This is a genomic window from Microterricola pindariensis (genome assembly GCF_002936985.1).
Lineage (GTDB): Bacteria > Actinomycetota > Actinomycetes > Actinomycetales > Microbacteriaceae > Microterricola > Microterricola pindariensis.
The window spans coordinates 1-15,234 of sequence record NZ_MPZN01000032.1; the positions used below are offsets into that span (position 1 = coordinate 1).

General features: G+C 70.4%; 14 protein-coding genes. 7 read left to right on the top strand and 7 right to left on the bottom strand.

Features of this window, described 5'->3' with window-relative positions:
• The first annotated feature begins 6 nt into the window (after nucleotides 1-6).
• The 4 genes from GY24_RS10435 (at nucleotide 7) to GY24_RS10450 (ending at nucleotide 5,794) form a co-directional block, all read left to right on the top strand.
• Complete coding sequence (locus tag GY24_RS10435; protein WP_104475574.1) at nucleotides 7-1,137, top strand: mechanosensitive ion channel family protein; 1,131 nt, start codon at nucleotides 7-9, stop codon at nucleotides 1,135-1,137.
• On the top strand, nucleotides 1,138-1,584 hold the full coding sequence (locus tag GY24_RS10440) for a globin (protein ID WP_104475575.1): 447 nt from the start codon (nucleotides 1,138-1,140) through the stop codon (nucleotides 1,582-1,584).
• A gap of 145 nt (nucleotides 1,585-1,729) precedes the next feature.
• On the top strand, nucleotides 1,730-4,084 hold the full coding sequence (locus GY24_RS10445) for an arylsulfatase (RefSeq protein ID WP_104475576.1): 2,355 nt from the start codon (nucleotides 1,730-1,732) through the stop codon (nucleotides 4,082-4,084).
• 54 nt (nucleotides 4,085-4,138) lie between these two features.
• On the top strand, nucleotides 4,139-5,794 hold the full coding sequence (locus tag GY24_RS10450) for an FAD-binding dehydrogenase (protein ID WP_104475577.1): 1,656 nt from the start codon (nucleotides 4,139-4,141) through the stop codon (nucleotides 5,792-5,794).
• Nucleotides 5,795-5,807: 13 nt separating this feature from the next.
• Here the strand turns inward: GY24_RS10450 and GY24_RS10455 are convergent, their stop codons facing one another.
• Complete coding sequence (locus GY24_RS10455; protein ID WP_104475578.1) at nucleotides 5,808-6,491, bottom strand: hypothetical protein; 684 nt, start codon at nucleotides 6,489-6,491, stop codon at nucleotides 5,808-5,810.
• Nucleotides 6,492-6,572: 81 nt separating this feature from the next.
• Between GY24_RS10455 and GY24_RS10460 the strand changes: the two genes are divergently transcribed.
• Genes GY24_RS10460 through GY24_RS10470 form a run of 3 tightly spaced genes read left to right on the top strand, consistent with a single transcriptional unit; the run spans nucleotide 6,573 to nucleotide 8,480 of the window.
• Nucleotides 6,573-7,448: an acyl-CoA thioesterase gene (locus tag GY24_RS10460; protein ID WP_083363721.1), complete on the top strand. Its 876-nt coding sequence runs from the start codon at nucleotides 6,573-6,575 to the stop codon at nucleotides 7,446-7,448.
• Nucleotides 7,449-7,498: 50 nt separating this feature from the next.
• The gene (locus GY24_RS10465) at nucleotides 7,499-7,975 is read left to right on the top strand and encodes a Rieske (2Fe-2S) protein (protein ID WP_104475579.1); all 477 of its coding nucleotides are present in this window, start codon (nucleotides 7,499-7,501) and stop codon (nucleotides 7,973-7,975) included.
• A 10-nt stretch (nucleotides 7,976-7,985) separates the two neighbouring features.
• Nucleotides 7,986-8,480 carry a hypothetical protein gene (locus GY24_RS10470; RefSeq protein WP_104475580.1) on the top strand — a complete coding sequence of 165 codons (495 nt, stop codon included), beginning with the start codon at nucleotides 7,986-7,988 and terminating at the stop codon, nucleotides 8,478-8,480.
• An 18-nt stretch (nucleotides 8,481-8,498) separates the two neighbouring features.
• Here the strand turns inward: GY24_RS10470 and GY24_RS10475 are convergent, their stop codons facing one another.
• Genes GY24_RS10475 through GY24_RS10500 form a run of 6 tightly spaced genes read right to left on the bottom strand, consistent with a single transcriptional unit; the run spans nucleotide 8,499 to nucleotide 15,234 of the window.
• The gene (locus GY24_RS10475; protein ID WP_104475581.1) at nucleotides 8,499-9,245 is read right to left on the bottom strand and encodes a FadR/GntR family transcriptional regulator; all 747 of its coding nucleotides are present in this window, start codon (nucleotides 9,243-9,245) and stop codon (nucleotides 8,499-8,501) included.
• A gap of 2 nt (nucleotides 9,246-9,247) precedes the next feature.
• Entirely contained in the window at nucleotides 9,248-10,306 is a 1,059-nt protein-coding gene (locus GY24_RS10480; protein ID WP_104475582.1) for a Gfo/Idh/MocA family protein, read from the bottom strand.
• Complete coding sequence (locus GY24_RS10485) at nucleotides 10,303-11,310, bottom strand: Gfo/Idh/MocA family protein (RefSeq protein ID WP_104475583.1); 1,008 nt, start codon at nucleotides 11,308-11,310, stop codon at nucleotides 10,303-10,305. The genes GY24_RS10480 and GY24_RS10485 overlap by 4 nt, the downstream gene beginning before the upstream one ends.
• Nucleotides 11,307-12,314 (bottom strand): oligopeptide/dipeptide ABC transporter ATP-binding protein, encoded by a 1,008-nt coding sequence (locus GY24_RS10490; RefSeq protein ID WP_104475584.1) that lies wholly within the window; start codon nucleotides 12,312-12,314, stop codon nucleotides 11,307-11,309. The genes GY24_RS10485 and GY24_RS10490 overlap by 4 nt, the downstream gene beginning before the upstream one ends.
• A complete protein-coding gene (locus GY24_RS10495) occupies nucleotides 12,311-14,275 on the bottom strand; it encodes a dipeptide/oligopeptide/nickel ABC transporter permease/ATP-binding protein (protein WP_104475585.1) in 1,965 nt (654 codons plus the stop codon). Before GY24_RS10495 ends, GY24_RS10490 begins: the two co-directional genes overlap by 4 nt.
• A complete protein-coding gene (locus GY24_RS10500; RefSeq protein WP_104475586.1) occupies nucleotides 14,275-15,234 on the bottom strand; it encodes an ABC transporter permease in 960 nt (319 codons plus the stop codon). Before GY24_RS10500 ends, GY24_RS10495 begins: the two co-directional genes overlap by 1 nt.

Below are 15,234 nucleotides of genomic sequence, written 5' to 3' on the forward strand. Positions count from 1 at the left end.
GATCCTATGAATGAGTTCTGGGCGGCCGTCGGCGGATTCTTTAAGGGAATCAACGACTTTTTGGCGAACGATCCGCGGACGTTCCTCGGCACGCTGGTCAACATCGCGATCATCATCGTCCTCGCCTTCGTCATCCGCTGGGCGCTGCACTTCGTCGTGCAGCGCGTCGTGCGCCAGATCGTCTCCGGCGTCAAGAAGACCCAGAACGTCGACGACACCCAGGCGATCGCCGCCGCCTCCCCGCTGGCCGCCGTCCGGCTCGTGCAGCGCACCCGCACCCTGGGCTCTGTGCTCACGAACATCATCAACGTCACCATCTTCACGGTCACGGTGCTGCTGATCATCAACCAGATCGACCAGACGGTGCTCGGCTCCTTCGCCCTGCTCACCGCCGCCGTCGGTGCCGGCCTCGGTTTCGGCGCGCAGAACATCGTCAAGGACGCCCTGAACGGCCTGTTCATGGTGATGGAGGACCAGCTCGGCGTCGGCGACGTCGTCGACGTGGGCCCGACGACCGGTGTCGTCGAGGCCGTCGGCATCCGGATCACACAGATCCGCGACGTCAACGGCACCCTCTGGTTCGTGCGTAACGGCGAGATCCTGCGCGTCGGCAACATGTCACAGGGCTGGGCGCGCGTCATCATCGACCTCGCCGTGCCCTACGACACCGACATCGAGGCCGTTGAGGCGCTGCTGCTCAACACAGCGACCGAGATGGCCACGAGCACCCGCTGGCGTTCCCGGATGCTGGAGAAGCCCGAGGTGTGGGGGCTGGAGTCGATCTCGGACGACGCCCTCGTCATCCGCCTGGTGGCCAAGACGCGCACCGTGGCCAAGGACGACGTCTCCCGCGAGCTGCGCAGCCGGTTGAAGGCGGCCCTGGATGCCGCGGACATCAAGCTCCCCGCGCTCAACTCGATCGTGCTCAGCGGCTTCGACAGCGCCGCCAGCGTGAAGGGCGCCCACCCGCCGCGCACCCGCCCGGTGAAGATCGTCGAGAACCTGGCCCCGCACGCGCCCCGGGCACCGCGGCCGCGCAAGAACGCGCCCGCGCAGCCCGCCACTCCCCCCAGCACCCCGCCCACCACCCCGCCGAGCAAGCCCGGCAAGCCCAGCAGCACGAAACCGGACGCCTGAATGACCGAGCAACAGAACCTCCCCGCCAGCCCCGTGCACCTGCGCAGCAGCGAGCACGGCGAGGCCGCCCTCGTCAGCTTCTACGAGCAGGTCGGCGGCCGGGCCACCTTCGAGAGGCTCGTCACCGAGTTCTACCGCGGCGTCGCCGACGACCCGGTGATGAAGCCGATGTACCCGGAGGACGACCTCGGGCCGGCCGCCGAGCGCCTCACCCAGTTCCTCGAGCAGTACTGGGGCGGGCCGGGCACGTACAGCGAGCGGCGCGGCCACCCGCGCCTGCGCATGCGCCATGTGGCGTTCAAGGTGAACCCCGACGCGCGCGACCGCTGGCTCGGGCACATGCGCGCCGCGCTCGACACGCTCGAGCTCTCCCCCCTGCACGAGGCCACCCTGTGGGACTATCTGCAGCGGGCGGCGCATTCACTGGTGAACACCTTCGAGGAGTGACCTCCGCTGGGGTGCCGTTGTCCCCCATTGCGGTGTCGTACGCCACGGCGTAGCTTGATCGGCGGCATGTGTTTTGCGCACACCCCGTTCGACCGCCCCCACATGCCGAGCGAGCCGGACGACCCGAGCTGGCAGGAGTGGCACCGTGGCTGCACAATTCCGTGGAACCGTTGGCATCGACATCCGGGACTCAGAGCCCGACTGGACCCCGTTCGAGCCGGTGAAGGCTCCCCCCGGCTCGCCCAATGTCGTCTACATCGTGCTCGACGATGTCGGCTACTCGGCGATGTCCGCCTATGGCGGCCCGATCGACACCCCGAACATCGAGCGCGTCGCCGCCGACGGGGTGCGCTACACCCAGTGGCACACCACCGCGCTGTGCTCGCCGACCCGGTCGTGCCTGCTCACCGGGCGCAACCACACCAACAACAGCATGGCGTGCATCACCGAGGCGGCGATCGGCTTCCCGAATGCGAGCGGCACGATCCCGCCGGCGAACGGGATGCTCTCCGAGATCCTCGGCGAGGCGGGCTGGAACACCTACATCGTGGGCAAATGGCACCTCTGCCCCGACGACGAGATGAATGTCGCGTCGACCAGGCGGAACTGGCCGAGCGGGCGCGGCTTCGAGCGCTTCTACGGCTTCCTCGGAGCCGAGACGAACCAGTGGTACCCGGACATCGTCTACGACAACCACCCGACGGACCAGCCGCGGCTCCCCGAGGACGGCTACCACTTCTCCGAGGACATCACCGACAAGGCGCTCGAGTTCATCCGGGACGCCAAGGCGATCGCCCCGGACAAGCCGTTCTTCCTCTACTACGCCCCCGGGGCGGCGCACGCCCCGCACCACGCGCCGAAGGAGTGGGCCGACCGCTACGCCGGCCGCTTCGACGCCGGGTATGAGGCGATGCGCGCCGAGACGCTGGCCCGCCAGAAGTCCCTCGGGATCGTGCCGGCGGACACCGAGCTCCCCCCGGTCAACCCCCTCGGCACCTCCACCACGCGGCAGAGCGGCACCGGCATCCCGTTCCCCGTGATGGACGACACCCGCCCGTGGGACTCCCTGAGCGCGGACGAGAAGCGCCTGTTCAGCCGGATGGCCGAGGTCTACGCCGGGTTCCTCTCGCACGCCGATCACCAGATCGGGCGGGTGCTCGACTACCTGGAGTCGATCGACGAGCGGGAGAACACGCTCGTGATCGTCGTCTCCGACAACGGCGCGAGCGGCGAGGGCGGCCCGAACGGCTCCGTCAACGAGATGAAGTTCGCGAACGGGCTGGTCGACGACATCTCCGACAACCTCGCCATGCTCGGCGAGCTCGGCGGCGTGCGCACCTACAACCACTACCCGAACGGCTGGGCGATGGCCTTCAACACCCCGTTCAAGATGTGGAAGCGCTACGAGTACAACGGCGGGATCTGCGACCCGTGCATCATCTCCTGGCCGTCCGGCATGAGCGCCCGCGGCGAGCTCCGGGAGCAGTACCACCACGCGATCGATATCGTCCCGACGGTGCTGGACGTCCTCGGCGTCGAGGCCCCGAGCCACATCAAGGGGCACGAGCAGAGCCGGATCGATGGGGTCAGCATGCGCTACTCCTTCGACGCCGCGCAGTCGCCGACGACGCGGCGCACCCAGTTCTACTCCATGCTCGGCTCCCGGGCGATCTGGCACGACGGGTGGAAGGCGATCACCACCCACCCGACGCTGAGCGGCTGGAGCCACTTCGGTGACGACGAGTGGGAGCTCTACCACACGGACGTGGACCGCGCCGAGACGCACAACCTCGCGCAGGAGCACCCGGCGAAGCTGCAGGAGCTCATCTCGCTGTGGTTTGCCGAGGCCGGAGCCAACCAGGCGTTCCCGCTCGACGACCGCTCGGCGCTCGAGATCATGCTGACCCCGCGCCCTGTGCTCGCGGGGGCACGGGAGCGCTACGTCTACTTCCCCGGGACAGCGGACGTGCCAGAGTCGCAGTCCGTCAACCTCCGCAACCGCTCCTTCTCCATCGGCGCGCTCGTCGACCTGAGCCAGGGGTCTGAGGGCGTGCTGTTCGCCCAGGGGTCCCGCTTCGGCGGGCACGCGCTGTACGTCAAGGACGGCCGCCTGCACTACGCGAACAATTTCGTCGGGATCGTGGAGCAGCGGGTGGATGCCACGGAGGACCTGCCCGTCGGCGAGCAGCTGATCGTCGGCGCGTCATTCGCCAAGGACGGGGAGGACGCCCCCGGCGTCGCCACCGGCATCCTCAGCCTGTTCTGCGGAGACAAGATGCTCGGATCGGGACGCATCAAGACCCAGCCCGGCAAGTTCTCCATCGCCGGCGAGGGGCTCACGGTGGGCCGCGACAGCGGCGCCCCGGTGACCGAGGACTACCCGGGCAGCGCGCCCTGGCGCTTCACCGGTGGGACGCTGCACCGGGTGCGTGTCGACGTCAGCGGTGAACCCTACCTCGACCTGGAACGCGAGGCGCAGGCAATGTTGATGCGCGAGTGAAGACGCACTCGCCACTACGGTGGGAACACACACTGTGACGAGGGAGCCACCGCGATGCCAGAGACCGTCGACGCCATCATCATCGGGGCGGGCCTGTCCGGCCTCGTCGCCGCCGCCGAGCTGGTGGAGGCCGGCAAACGGGTCCTCATCGTCGAGCAGGAGCCGGAGGCTTCCCTCGGCGGGCAGGCCTGGTGGAGCTTCGGCGGCCTCTTCCTCATAGACTCCCCCGAGCAGCGCCGGATGGGCGTGAAGGACACCGCGGAGCTCGCCCGGCAGGACTGGGCGGGAACCGCTGGCTTCGACCGCGAGGAGGACGCCTGGCCGCGCCGCTGGGCCGAGGCGTACCTGGACTTCGCCGCGAACGAGAAGCGGGACTGGCTGCACGCCAAGGGGGTGCGCTTCTTCCCCGTGGTCGGCTGGGCCGAGCGCGGCAGCGGCACGGCGACCGGCCACGGCAACTCGGTGCCCCGGTTCCACATCACCTGGGGCACCGGCCCCGGCGTCCTCGAGCCCTTCATCGCCCGCGTGCGGGACGGCGTGCAGGCGGGGCTCGTCACCGCCAGGCACCGGCACCAGGTCGACGAGCTGATCGTCGAGGACGGCCGGGTCGCCGGCGTGCGCGGCAGCGTGCTCGCGCCGAGCAGCGCCGCCCGCGGCGAGACCAGCAGCCGGGAGGCGGTCGGGGAGTTTGAGTTTCGCGCGCCCGCCGTCATCGTCGCCTCCGGCGGCATCGGCGGCAACCACGAGCTGGTGCGGAAGAGCTGGCCGGCCCGGCTCGGCACCCCTCCGGAGCACATGCTGAGCGGTGTTCCCGCCCACGTCGACGGCCGGATGCTGGGCATCGCCGAGGCAGCGGGCGCCCGCCTGATCAACGGCGACCGGATGTGGCACTACACCGAGGGCATCACGAACTGGGACCCGGTGTGGCCGTTGCACGGCATCCGGATCCTGCCCGGTCCGTCCTCGCTCTGGTTCGACGCGCGCGGCCAGCGCCTGCCCGTCCCCCTGTTTCCCGGCTTCGACACGCTCGGCACCCTGGAGCACCTGCGCACCACCGGGCACGACCACAGCTGGTTCGTGCTGACGCAGAAGATCATCGAGAAGGAGTTCGCGCTCTCCGGCAGCGAGCAGAACCCGGACCTGACCGGCAAGGACGTGAAGCTGCTGGCCAAGCGGGTCGCGCCCGGCGCGCCCGACCCGGTCGAGGCGTTCAAGCGCAACGGCGTCGACTTCGTCGTGGCCGACACGCTCGACGAGCTGCTCGCCGGCATGCAGGCGCTCACCCCCGACGTCCCCATCGACGCGGCAGGGGTGCGCGCGGAGATCGAGGCGCGCGACCGCGAGATCGACAATGACTTCAGCAAGGACCTGCAGGTGACGGCGCTCCGCGGGGCGCGCAACTACCGCGGCGACAAGCTGATCCGGGTGGCCAGCCCGCACAAGATCCTCGACCAGAAGGCGGGGCCGCTGATCGCCGTCAAGCTGCACATCCTGACCAGGAAGAGCCTCGGCGGCATCCAGACGAACCTCGACGGGCAGGTGCTGGATGCCGCGGGCGAGCCCATCGGCGGGCTGTACGCCGTCGGCGAGGCCAGCGGCTTCGGAGGCGGCGGCATGCACGGCTACCGCGCACTGGAGGGCACCTTCCTCGGCGGATGCCTGTTCACCGGGCGCCAGGCCGGGCGCGTGGTCGCGGCGCTGCCCCGCTGAGCGGGAGGGCGGGCTAGGAGCGGAGCGTCCAGGGCTTCCGGCGCACCAGCACGTGACCGCGGCTCGTGCTCAGGCGGGTCCAGGGGCCGGTCTCGAAGACCTGCACCGGCTCGCCGCCGGCCAGGAAGCCGAGGCTGAGGGCGGCGAAGGCCGCCCCGGCCGGGATGTGCTCGAGGCCCTCGATCGGGCGGCCCCACACCTCGGTGCGCACCCGCTGCACGATCTGCTCCCCCACGCCGCTCGGCACGGCGGCCGCCACCTCGTCGATGCCGGCCTTGGCGACGGACTCCAACAGTGCGGCATCCGCGGGCTCCTGGCCGTGCCAGCCGCTCTTGGGCGGTGAGATGCCCGCCCAGGTGACGGTGCTCACCTGGTGCGGAAGCGAGAGCGGAACGGGCCCGGCTTCCTCGCCGGTGCCGATCGTCGCCTCCGCGCGCGCCAGCCGCTCGAGCAGGGAGCGCGCCGGCACGACGGCGTCGAAGGTCGGCGCGTCGGCGAGGGCGAAGGTGCGCAGGCCCAGCACGGTCGGGCTCTCATCGAGGATGCCGCGCGGGTAGAAGATCGCCGTGTACGCGGCGAGCACCCCGCCGGACGCAATCAGCCGGACGGAGCCGTCTTCGACACGCCCGGCCCGGGCCAGGTAGGTTTGCAGGTCGCCGAGCGCGTAGCGGTCGACGAGGGAAAAGGACTCAGTCATCTCCTGTCTAAACTACCTAAGAGACGGTAGCTATTCCTGCCGCGGCCACCCCCACTCCGGGCGCACCACAAAGGAGCACGCATGAGCAGTCTCATCGAAGGCCTTCTCAGCACACTCGATCTCACCGACACCGGCGCCCGCACCAGCGAGGACATCTTCACCGGCCCCTCCGAATGGATGCCGCTCGGCCGCATCTTCGGCGGCCAGGTGCTGGCGCAGTCCATCACCGCCGCGATGCGCACCGTCCCGGACGACCGGGTCGCGCACTCCATGCACGCCTACTTCCTCCGCCCCGGCGACGTGCGGCTACCCATCACGTTCTCGGTGGACAGGATCCATGACGGGCGCTCGTTCTCCACCCGGCGCACCCAGGCCTACCAGGAGGGCGTGCCGATCCTCTCGATGATCGCCTCGTTCCAGGATGTCGACGCCGGGCTCGACCACCAGATCGAGATCCCGAGCGACGTGCCAGAGCCGGAGAGCCTGCCGACGACGGCGGAGGTGCTGCAGGGCATCGACAACGACGTGGCCCGGTTCTGGGCGGCCGAGCGCGCCTTCGACGTGCGCCACATCCCCTCCTCGATCTACCTGAGCGTCGACGGCGAACGCACGGCGCACCAGGCCGTGTGGATGAAGGCCATGGGCCGACTGCCCGACGACCCCAACCTGCACCGCGCCGCGCTCGCGTACGCCAGCGACTACTCGATCCTGGAGCCCGTGTTGCGCGGGCACGGCATCGCCTGGGGCACGCCGGGCCTCAAGATCGCCAGCCTCGACCATGCCATGTGGTGGCACCGCTTCGGCCGCGTCGACGACTGGCTGCTCTACGTGCAGGACTCGCCGAGCGCCAGCGGCGGGCGCGGGCTCTCCCGCGGCAGCATCTTCTCGCGCAGCGGTGTGCTGCTGGCAACTGTCGCCCAAGAGGGCATGGTGCGGGTCCCGGACAGAGCGCGCTGAGGCGCTAGTGTCTTTCTCACGTGACCCATCCCGCGACGAGGAGACAGTGCATGAACGACTCGACTGACATGGCCAGGCGCACTTTCGTGGGCCTCGGCGGGGCGGGAGTTGCCGCCGCGGCGCTCGCGCTCAGCGGCTGCGCCCCGGCCGGCGGCAACGGAACGGGCGGTGGCGACGCCGGCCAGCCCAGCGCGCCGGCTCCCGGCGGCTCCGCCTCGGCGACTCCCCCGGCCAGCGGCACCGAGATCGCCAAGCTCAGCGCCGTCGCGGTCGGAGACAGCATCTCCGTCACCGTGGCCGGCGCGACCCTGCTCGTCGCCCAGCCGACCGCCGGGGACGTCGTCGCGTTCAGCGCCGTCTGCTCGCACCAGCAGTGCATCGTGGCCCCGGCCAAGACGGAGTTCCACTGCCCGTGCCACGGCTCGCGCTTCGATGCCGCGACCGGGGACGTGTTGAACGGCCCGGCCCTCAGCCCGCTCACGCCGGTGCCGGTGACCGTCGACGGCGACTCGATCAAGGCCGGCTGAGACCGACCGAATGGACTACGTCTTCAACGGGCTGCCCGTTCACGTCCTGATCGTGCACCTGGTCGTCGTGCTCGTGCCCGTCACCGCGCTGGCCGTGCTCGCTGCCGCCGTCTGGCCGGCTGCCCGCCGCTGGCTCGGGGTCGTGCCGCCCGTGTTCGCGCTGGCGCTCGTGGTGCTCGTGCCGATCACGACGAACGCCGGGGAGTGGCTGCAGGCGCGGGTCGGCGAGGCCCCGCTGATCGCCGTGCACGCAAGCCTCGGCACCACCCTCCTGGGCTGGGTGATCGCGCTGGCCGTTGTCGCCGTGCTGCAGTGGGCCTGGTTCCGCCTGCTGGCGCCGCGCACCGCCCCGGACGCGCGGCTGCTCCGCCGCCTGGTCTGGGTGGCCTGCGTGGCCGCCGCGCTGGTCACGGCGGTGGGCTCCACCGTCGTCGTCGTGCAGATCGGCGAGTCCGGAGCGCGGGCGCTCTGGGACGGCAGCTTCAGCGAACAGCCGCTCCGCTAGGGAGCGGCGCCCCGCCCGCTACTGCGCGACGGGGGCCGGGCCGGTCAGGGCGTTCAGGTGGTCGCGGATGCCGTCGAAGTGCGAGCTGACGCGCCGGGCGGCCAACTCCTTGTCCTTGTCGCGGACAGCCTCGAAGATGAGCCGGTGCTGGTGGGCGTTGTCCTGCAGGCTGGCGACCTCGAAGCCCGTCTCGCGGTGGATCTGCGCGTAGGCGCTCCAGAAGACGTCGAGCAGATTGGTCAGCAGCTCGTTGTGCAGCGGCGTGTACAGCTGCCGATGGAACTCCTGGTCGGCGACGGAGAAGTTCGTGCCCGCCGCGGCGAGCCCCTCCATCTCCTCGACGAGCTTCTCGAGCTCTTCGAGGTGCTCCGACGTCATCCGGTCGATGGCCATCCCGATGAGCCCGGCCTCGAGCGCCTGCCGCACGTCGGCGAGCTCCATCGCCTCGTGCCCGCCGTGTCGGAGCGAGAGCCGGCCGCGGAAGGCGAGGCTCGAGGCCAGCGATTCGAAGCCGGCGGCCGCGACGAAGGTGCCGAAACCGTGACGGATCTCCACGACGCCCAACGCCTGGAGCACCTTCAGGGCCTCACGCACCGTGTTGCGGCCGACGCCGAGCGCCGTGCACAGCTCGGCCTCGGTCGGCATGGGGTCGCCGACGTCGAGGTTGCGGTCCAAAATCAGGTCCATGATGTCGCCCTGCAGGCTCCGCAGCCTGCGCTGAGCTCCTAGGCTCGCCGGCCGCGCGGGGGCACTGTCCTGTGCCATGGCTAACCCTCCTCAGGTCGCTTGTGAATCAATATAGCGGGCAAGCCGGTTCGCGCGGCCTCGGCGCACGCCTCGACGACGCGCAGCGTCTCTCGAGCCTGACGCACCGTGTACTCCGGTGCCGCCCCCAGTTCGAGGCGGTCGATGTAGGCCGTGAGGAACGAGCGCACGATCGCCTCGGAGCTGGCCCCGCCGATGGTGCTGCGGCGTTGCGCCCCGTCGGTGCCGAAGATGCTCACCGCCGGCTGGTCGTCGTCGGCCGTGGCGAACCCGCGCGAGCCGATCAGCCGCACGCTCGACGAGACGGGGCCGTGCCCGGGGGCGGATGCGACGCGGCCCAGCGTGATCGTGGCGGTGACGCCGTGCTCCAGCAGCAGCGAGACGACGGCCGTGTCCTCGACGCCGGCCTCGGCGTGCGTGCTCTGGAACAGCGTGGACGCCTCAGCGTAGGCCTCGACGACCCGCAGTCCGGTCAGGTGGCTCAGGTAGTCGATCGGGTACAGCAGGAAGTTGAGGATCTCCCCGCCGCCGGAGAGCGCGACATCGGTGACCAGCTCCGGGCGCTCCACCGAGGTGGAGAAGAACGCGCCGGAGGCGAACCACTCGATGTCTATGTGGCGCGGCAGCCCGAAGTGGCCCTCGTCGACCCAGCGCCGGAGCCTCTGGATCGCGGGCGAGTGCAGCCGGTTGATGACCGTCGCCGTGCCGCGCGAGGCCCGCTCGGCCTCGATGATCGCGTCGGCCTCCGCCGTGGTGACGGCGAGCGGCTTGTCGATGAGCACGTGCTTGCCTGCCTGCAGCGCCAGGACGGCGAGCTCCGCGTGGCGGGTGGGCTCGCTGCACACCACGATGACGTCGCAGTCCGGGTCGGCGAGGAGCTCGTCCGGGCTGAGGAAGGGAACCCCGTAACGCCCGGCGATGCGCCGGGAGTCGGCGAGCTTCCACTCGGCCGCGTCGGCGTACTCGCTGACGCCGACGACCCGCACACGCGGGTCGTTCGCGAAGATGTCGATGTAGGAGTCGGCGTGGCGCACGGCCGACAGGAACCCGACGGAGATCATTTGTCATCCTCCCAGACGATGTCGACGGGTCTGCCGGTGTCCAGGGACTCCTGGGCGGCGAGTGCCGTGCGCAGAGCAGCCCGCACCTGATCGGTTGTGACGATCGGCTCGGCCCGCCCGCTGATGAGCTCGATCCAGTGCGCGAGCTGCACACGCATGGCGCCCTCGACGGATGCCGGGGCGGTGCGCACCCCCGGGGCCCGGAGGCGGGGCTCGCTGTCGGTGGAGTGCTCGATGCTGCCGGCGGTTCCGGCGACCATGATGCGGCGGAACATGTCACCGGGCTCGGCCAGCGCGTAGGAGATCTCCAGCGTTGCCAGCGAGCCGTCCTCGAACCGCACCGTCATGTGGAAGGAGTCGTCGACGGGCATGTCGGCGGCGAAGCTCGGGAAGGAGCGCGTGAACACGCGCACCGGCCGCCGGCCCATCAGCCAGACGGCGACGTCGAGGCTGTGCGTGCCGTTGTGCACCGGGTGGCCACCGGACTTCTCCCGGTCGAGCTGCCAGCCGCGCCATCCGCCCGGCCACACGTAGCCGGTGTACCAGCTCACGTGCGCCAGCCGCGGCGTGCCGATGTCACCGGCGTGGACGCGCTCGGCGAGGGCGGCGACCGCGGGCTGGAAGCGCACGGTCTGCCCCACCATCAGGCTGGTGCCGCTGCCCTCTGTCGCGGCGACCATCGCGTCGAAGTCGGCGATCGTCAGCGCGGCGGGCTTCTCGACGTGCACGTGCTTGCCCGCCCGCCCCGCGCTGATCGTCGAGTCGGCGTGCTGCGGGGTCGCGTTGCAGACGTCGACCCCGAGGACGCTCGGGTCAGCCAGCACGCGGGCCAGGTCGGTCGTGGCCTCCGCGCCGGGCGCGAGCGAGGCCACGGCCGCGGCGCGGGCCAGGTCGGAGCCGCACACGTAGGCGACCTCCACCCCGGGGATGGAGGCGAGGGCGGCGACGTGCTCGCGGGCGATCGAGCCCGTGCCGACGACCGCGACCCGGATCGGGGCGCTCATACGGCGGCCCCGCTGCCCACGAGCGCTTCGCCGACGTCCAGGGGGTGGAAGCAGCGCGCCGTGTGCGTCGGGATCTCGAGGAAGCGGACGGCGGGCGGCATCTCGACCGCGCACGCCTCCGTCGCCCGCCAGCAGCGGGTGCGGAACGGGCAGCCGGACGGCGGGCGCACCGCCGACGGCACCGGGCCGTCGAGGGTGATCGGTTCGATGTCCTCGATCAGGCTCGGGGTCGCCGACAACAGCGCCTCCGTGTACGGGTGCCGGACAGAACCGGGCACCGCCTCGGCCGGGGCCTCCTCGACGATGCGCCCGAGGTACATCGTGACCATGCGGTCGCTCATCCGCCGCACCGTCTGGATGTCGTGCGAGATGAAGAGCATCGCCAGGTTGAACTCCTTCTTCAGGTCGAGCAGGAGGTTCAGGATCTGGGCGCGCACTGAGACGTCGAGCGCACTCGTCGGCTCGTCGGCGACGAGCACGGCCGGGCCGAGGGCGAGGGCCCTGGCGATGGCGACGCGTTGGCGCTGGCCGCCGGAGAGCTGCGTCGGCAGCGCGTCGGCCGCGCTGGTGGGCAGGCCGACCAGGTCCATCAGCTCCCGCACGCGCGCCTCCCGCGAGGCGGTGTCGCCGACCTTGTGCACGACGAGGGGGTCGCGCAGGATGTCGCTCACCGCCATGCGCCGGTTCAGCGCCGTCGACGGGTCCTGGAAGATCATGCCGACGTTGCGCCCGAACTCGGTGCGCCGCTCGGCGTTCGTCATCGACCAGAGCGAGCGGCCGCGGAAGCTGATCTCGCCCATGGTGGGCTTCTGCAGGCCGACGATCGTCTTGGCCAGGGTGGACTTGCCGCAGCCTGACTCGCCGACGACGCCGACGGTCTCCCCCGCGTGCAGGCTGAGGTCGGCCCCGGTCAGCGCGTAGACAGTGTCCTTCTGCAGCAGCTTGCTGCCGTTGATGCGGTGCTGGACGTGCACATCACTCAGTTTGAGAACAGGCTCGGTCATGCGGAGATCTCCTCTCGGGCGGCGCCCTCGACGGTGCGGGCGGGGAAGTGGCAGGCGACCTCGTGCGTGCCGCTCTCGCCGGAGAGCTGCGGGTCGGTGGTGCGGCAGAGCGCGGTGGCGGCCGGGCAGCGGTCAGAGAAGCGGCATCCGATCGGGAAGTTGGCCGGCGACGGCACGACGCCCTTGATCTGGGTGAGCTCCGTGTCGCCCGCCTCCAGCGAGAGCACGGCCGAGAGCAGCCCGCGGGTGTAGTGGTGCTCCGGCGCTCCGACGACGTCGGCGATCTTGCCGGACTCGGCGATCTGGCCGCCGTACATGACCACCACGCGGTCGACGATGTCCGAGACGAGCGCCAGGTCGTGCGAGACGAGAATCAGGGCGAAGCCGAGCTCGTCCTTCAGCCGCATGAGCAGCTGCATGACCTGGGCCTGCACGGTGACGTCCAGCGCCGTGGTCGGCTCGTCGGCGACGATGAGCTTGGGGTCGCGGGAGAGCGCCATGGCGATGAGCACGCGCTGCCGCTGGCCGCCGGAGAGCTCGTGCGGGTAGGCGCCCAGTGTGCGCTCTGGGTCGAGGTTGACCAGTTCGAGCAGCTCGGCCGGCGTGCGGTGCCCGCCGCGCTTGGTGAGCTGCGTGATCTGCTGCCTGATGGTCATGGTCGGGTTCAACGAGCTGAGCGCGTCCTGGTAGATCATCGACATGCCCGTGCCCATGAGCGCGCGCCGATCGCGCGCCTTCATGCCGTTGAGCTCGCGCCCGGCGAAGCGGATGCTGCCGCCGATCTGGGCGCCGCGCGGTTCCAAGCCCATGATCGCGAGGCTGGTCAGGGACTTGCCGCAGCCGGACTCGCCGATCAGGCCGAGCACCTCGCCGGGACGCACGGAGAAGCCGATGTCATTGACGACGTTGACGCCGTTGTGGCGATCCGGGAAGGAGATCGTCAGGCCCTCGATGGCGAGCACCGGCTCGCCCGTGAACTCCTTGTTCGTGCGCCGGCGGATGCGCTCTCCCGCCTCGCGGAGGCCGGGAATGTCGGTGATGATGGCCGCGCTGCCGCGCTCGACCTCCGCACTCTCCACCTGGGCGGCGGCGGCGCTGGCCTTGCTGGAGCGGGAGGACGGCGCCGCGATGGCGTCGGTGAGGCCCTCGGCGAGCAGGTTCAGGCAGAGCACGGTCACGAAGATGATGAGCCCGGGGAACAGCGTCGCCCACCAGCCGCCGATCAGCAGCAGGTTCTTGCCATCGGAGATGACGCTTCCCCAGGAGGGGTTCGGCGGCTGCACGCCGGCCCCGATGAAGGACAGCGACGCCTCGAACACGATCGCGTCGGCGACCATCACCGTGGCGAAGACGAGGATCGGGGCCGCGATGTTCACGGCGACGTGCTTGACGATGATGTAGACGCGGCGCGCACCGATGATGTGCATCGCGCTGACGTAGTCCTCCTCATACTGCGCCTGCACGTTGGCGCGCACGATGCGGGCGATGGAAGGCGTGTAGAGGAAGGCGATCGCGAGGATCAGCACGACGACGTCGCGTCCGAACACCGCGACGAGCACGGCGGCCAGGGCGATTCCGGGGAACGCCATGATCACGTCGAGCACGCGCATCACGAACTCATCGACGGCACGCCGGCTGGTGGCCGCGAACGCGCCGATGGCCGCGCCGGCCACGAGGGCGATTCCGGTCGCGCCCAGGCCGATGGCGAGCGACCAGCGGCCGCCGTAGAGCAGGCGCGAGAGGATGTCGCGGCCCTGGCTGTCCAGCCCGAGCAGGTGCTCGGGGCTGGGGCCCTTGTCCGGCGCGACGGTCTGCGCGTTCGGGTCGTAGGGGGTGAGCAGGGGCGCGAAGATCACCGCGAGGATGATCAACGCGAGCACGGCGATGGCGATCCACGAGCCGATGCTGAGCCGGCCGATCCGGCCGGGCTGGGAGAGGCGGAGGGCGAGGTTCTTGCGCATCAGTGGCTCGTTCGCAGTCGCGGGTTGACGAGGAGGGAGAGGACGTCGACGAGGAGGTTCACCACGACGAATCCGAGGGCGATCGTGAGGACGACGCCCTGCACGACGGCCGGCTCATTGTTCTTGACGGCCTCGATCATGAGCTGGCCCATGCCGGGCAGGTTGAACATCTGCTCGATGACGACGGCACCGCCGAGGAGGTAGCCGATGCGGAGCCCGAGGACGTTGAGCGGGTTGATCAGCGCGTTGCGCATCACGTTGCGGCCGACCACGACGAACGGGTGCAGGCCGCCGCCGCGGGCGGTGCGGACGTAGTCGCGGTCCAGCTCCTCGACCATGGAGGTGCGCACGATGCGGGTCAGCTGGGCGGCGAGCGGGAGTGCGAGGGCGAGCGCCGGGAGCGTCATGGTCATGATCCAGCCGACGACGGAGTCGTTGGGGTTGACGTAGCGGCTCGACGGAAAGATGGAGAGGTTGATCGACAGCCACTGCACGAGCAGGAGCGCCACCCAGAAGGACGGGGCCGCGACGCCGCCGAGGGTGGTGATGCGGATCACGTGGTCCGGCCAGCGGTCGCGGTACACCGCGGAGAGCGTTCCGAGCGCGAATGCGATGACGGCGGCGATGATGAGGCCGAGGAACGTCAGCTGCAGGGTCAGCGGCAGCGCCGTGGCGATGAGGCCGGTCACCTCCTGGCCGGTCGCCAGGCTCTTCCCCAGGTTGCCGGTGACGAGCAGGCCGAGGAAGCCGATGTAGCGCACGAAGAAGGGGTCGTTGAGCCCGTGCTCCTCACGGAACTGTTCGAGCTGTTCGGGGCTCACGGGGGCGTCGGCAAACACGGCGACGGCCGGGTCGGTCGACGAGAACTGCATGATGGTGAAGACGAACAGGACGATTCCCAGCATGAGTGGGATGAGCCCGAGCAGTCGTCGGCCGATCATTCTGAGCACGACGGTCAC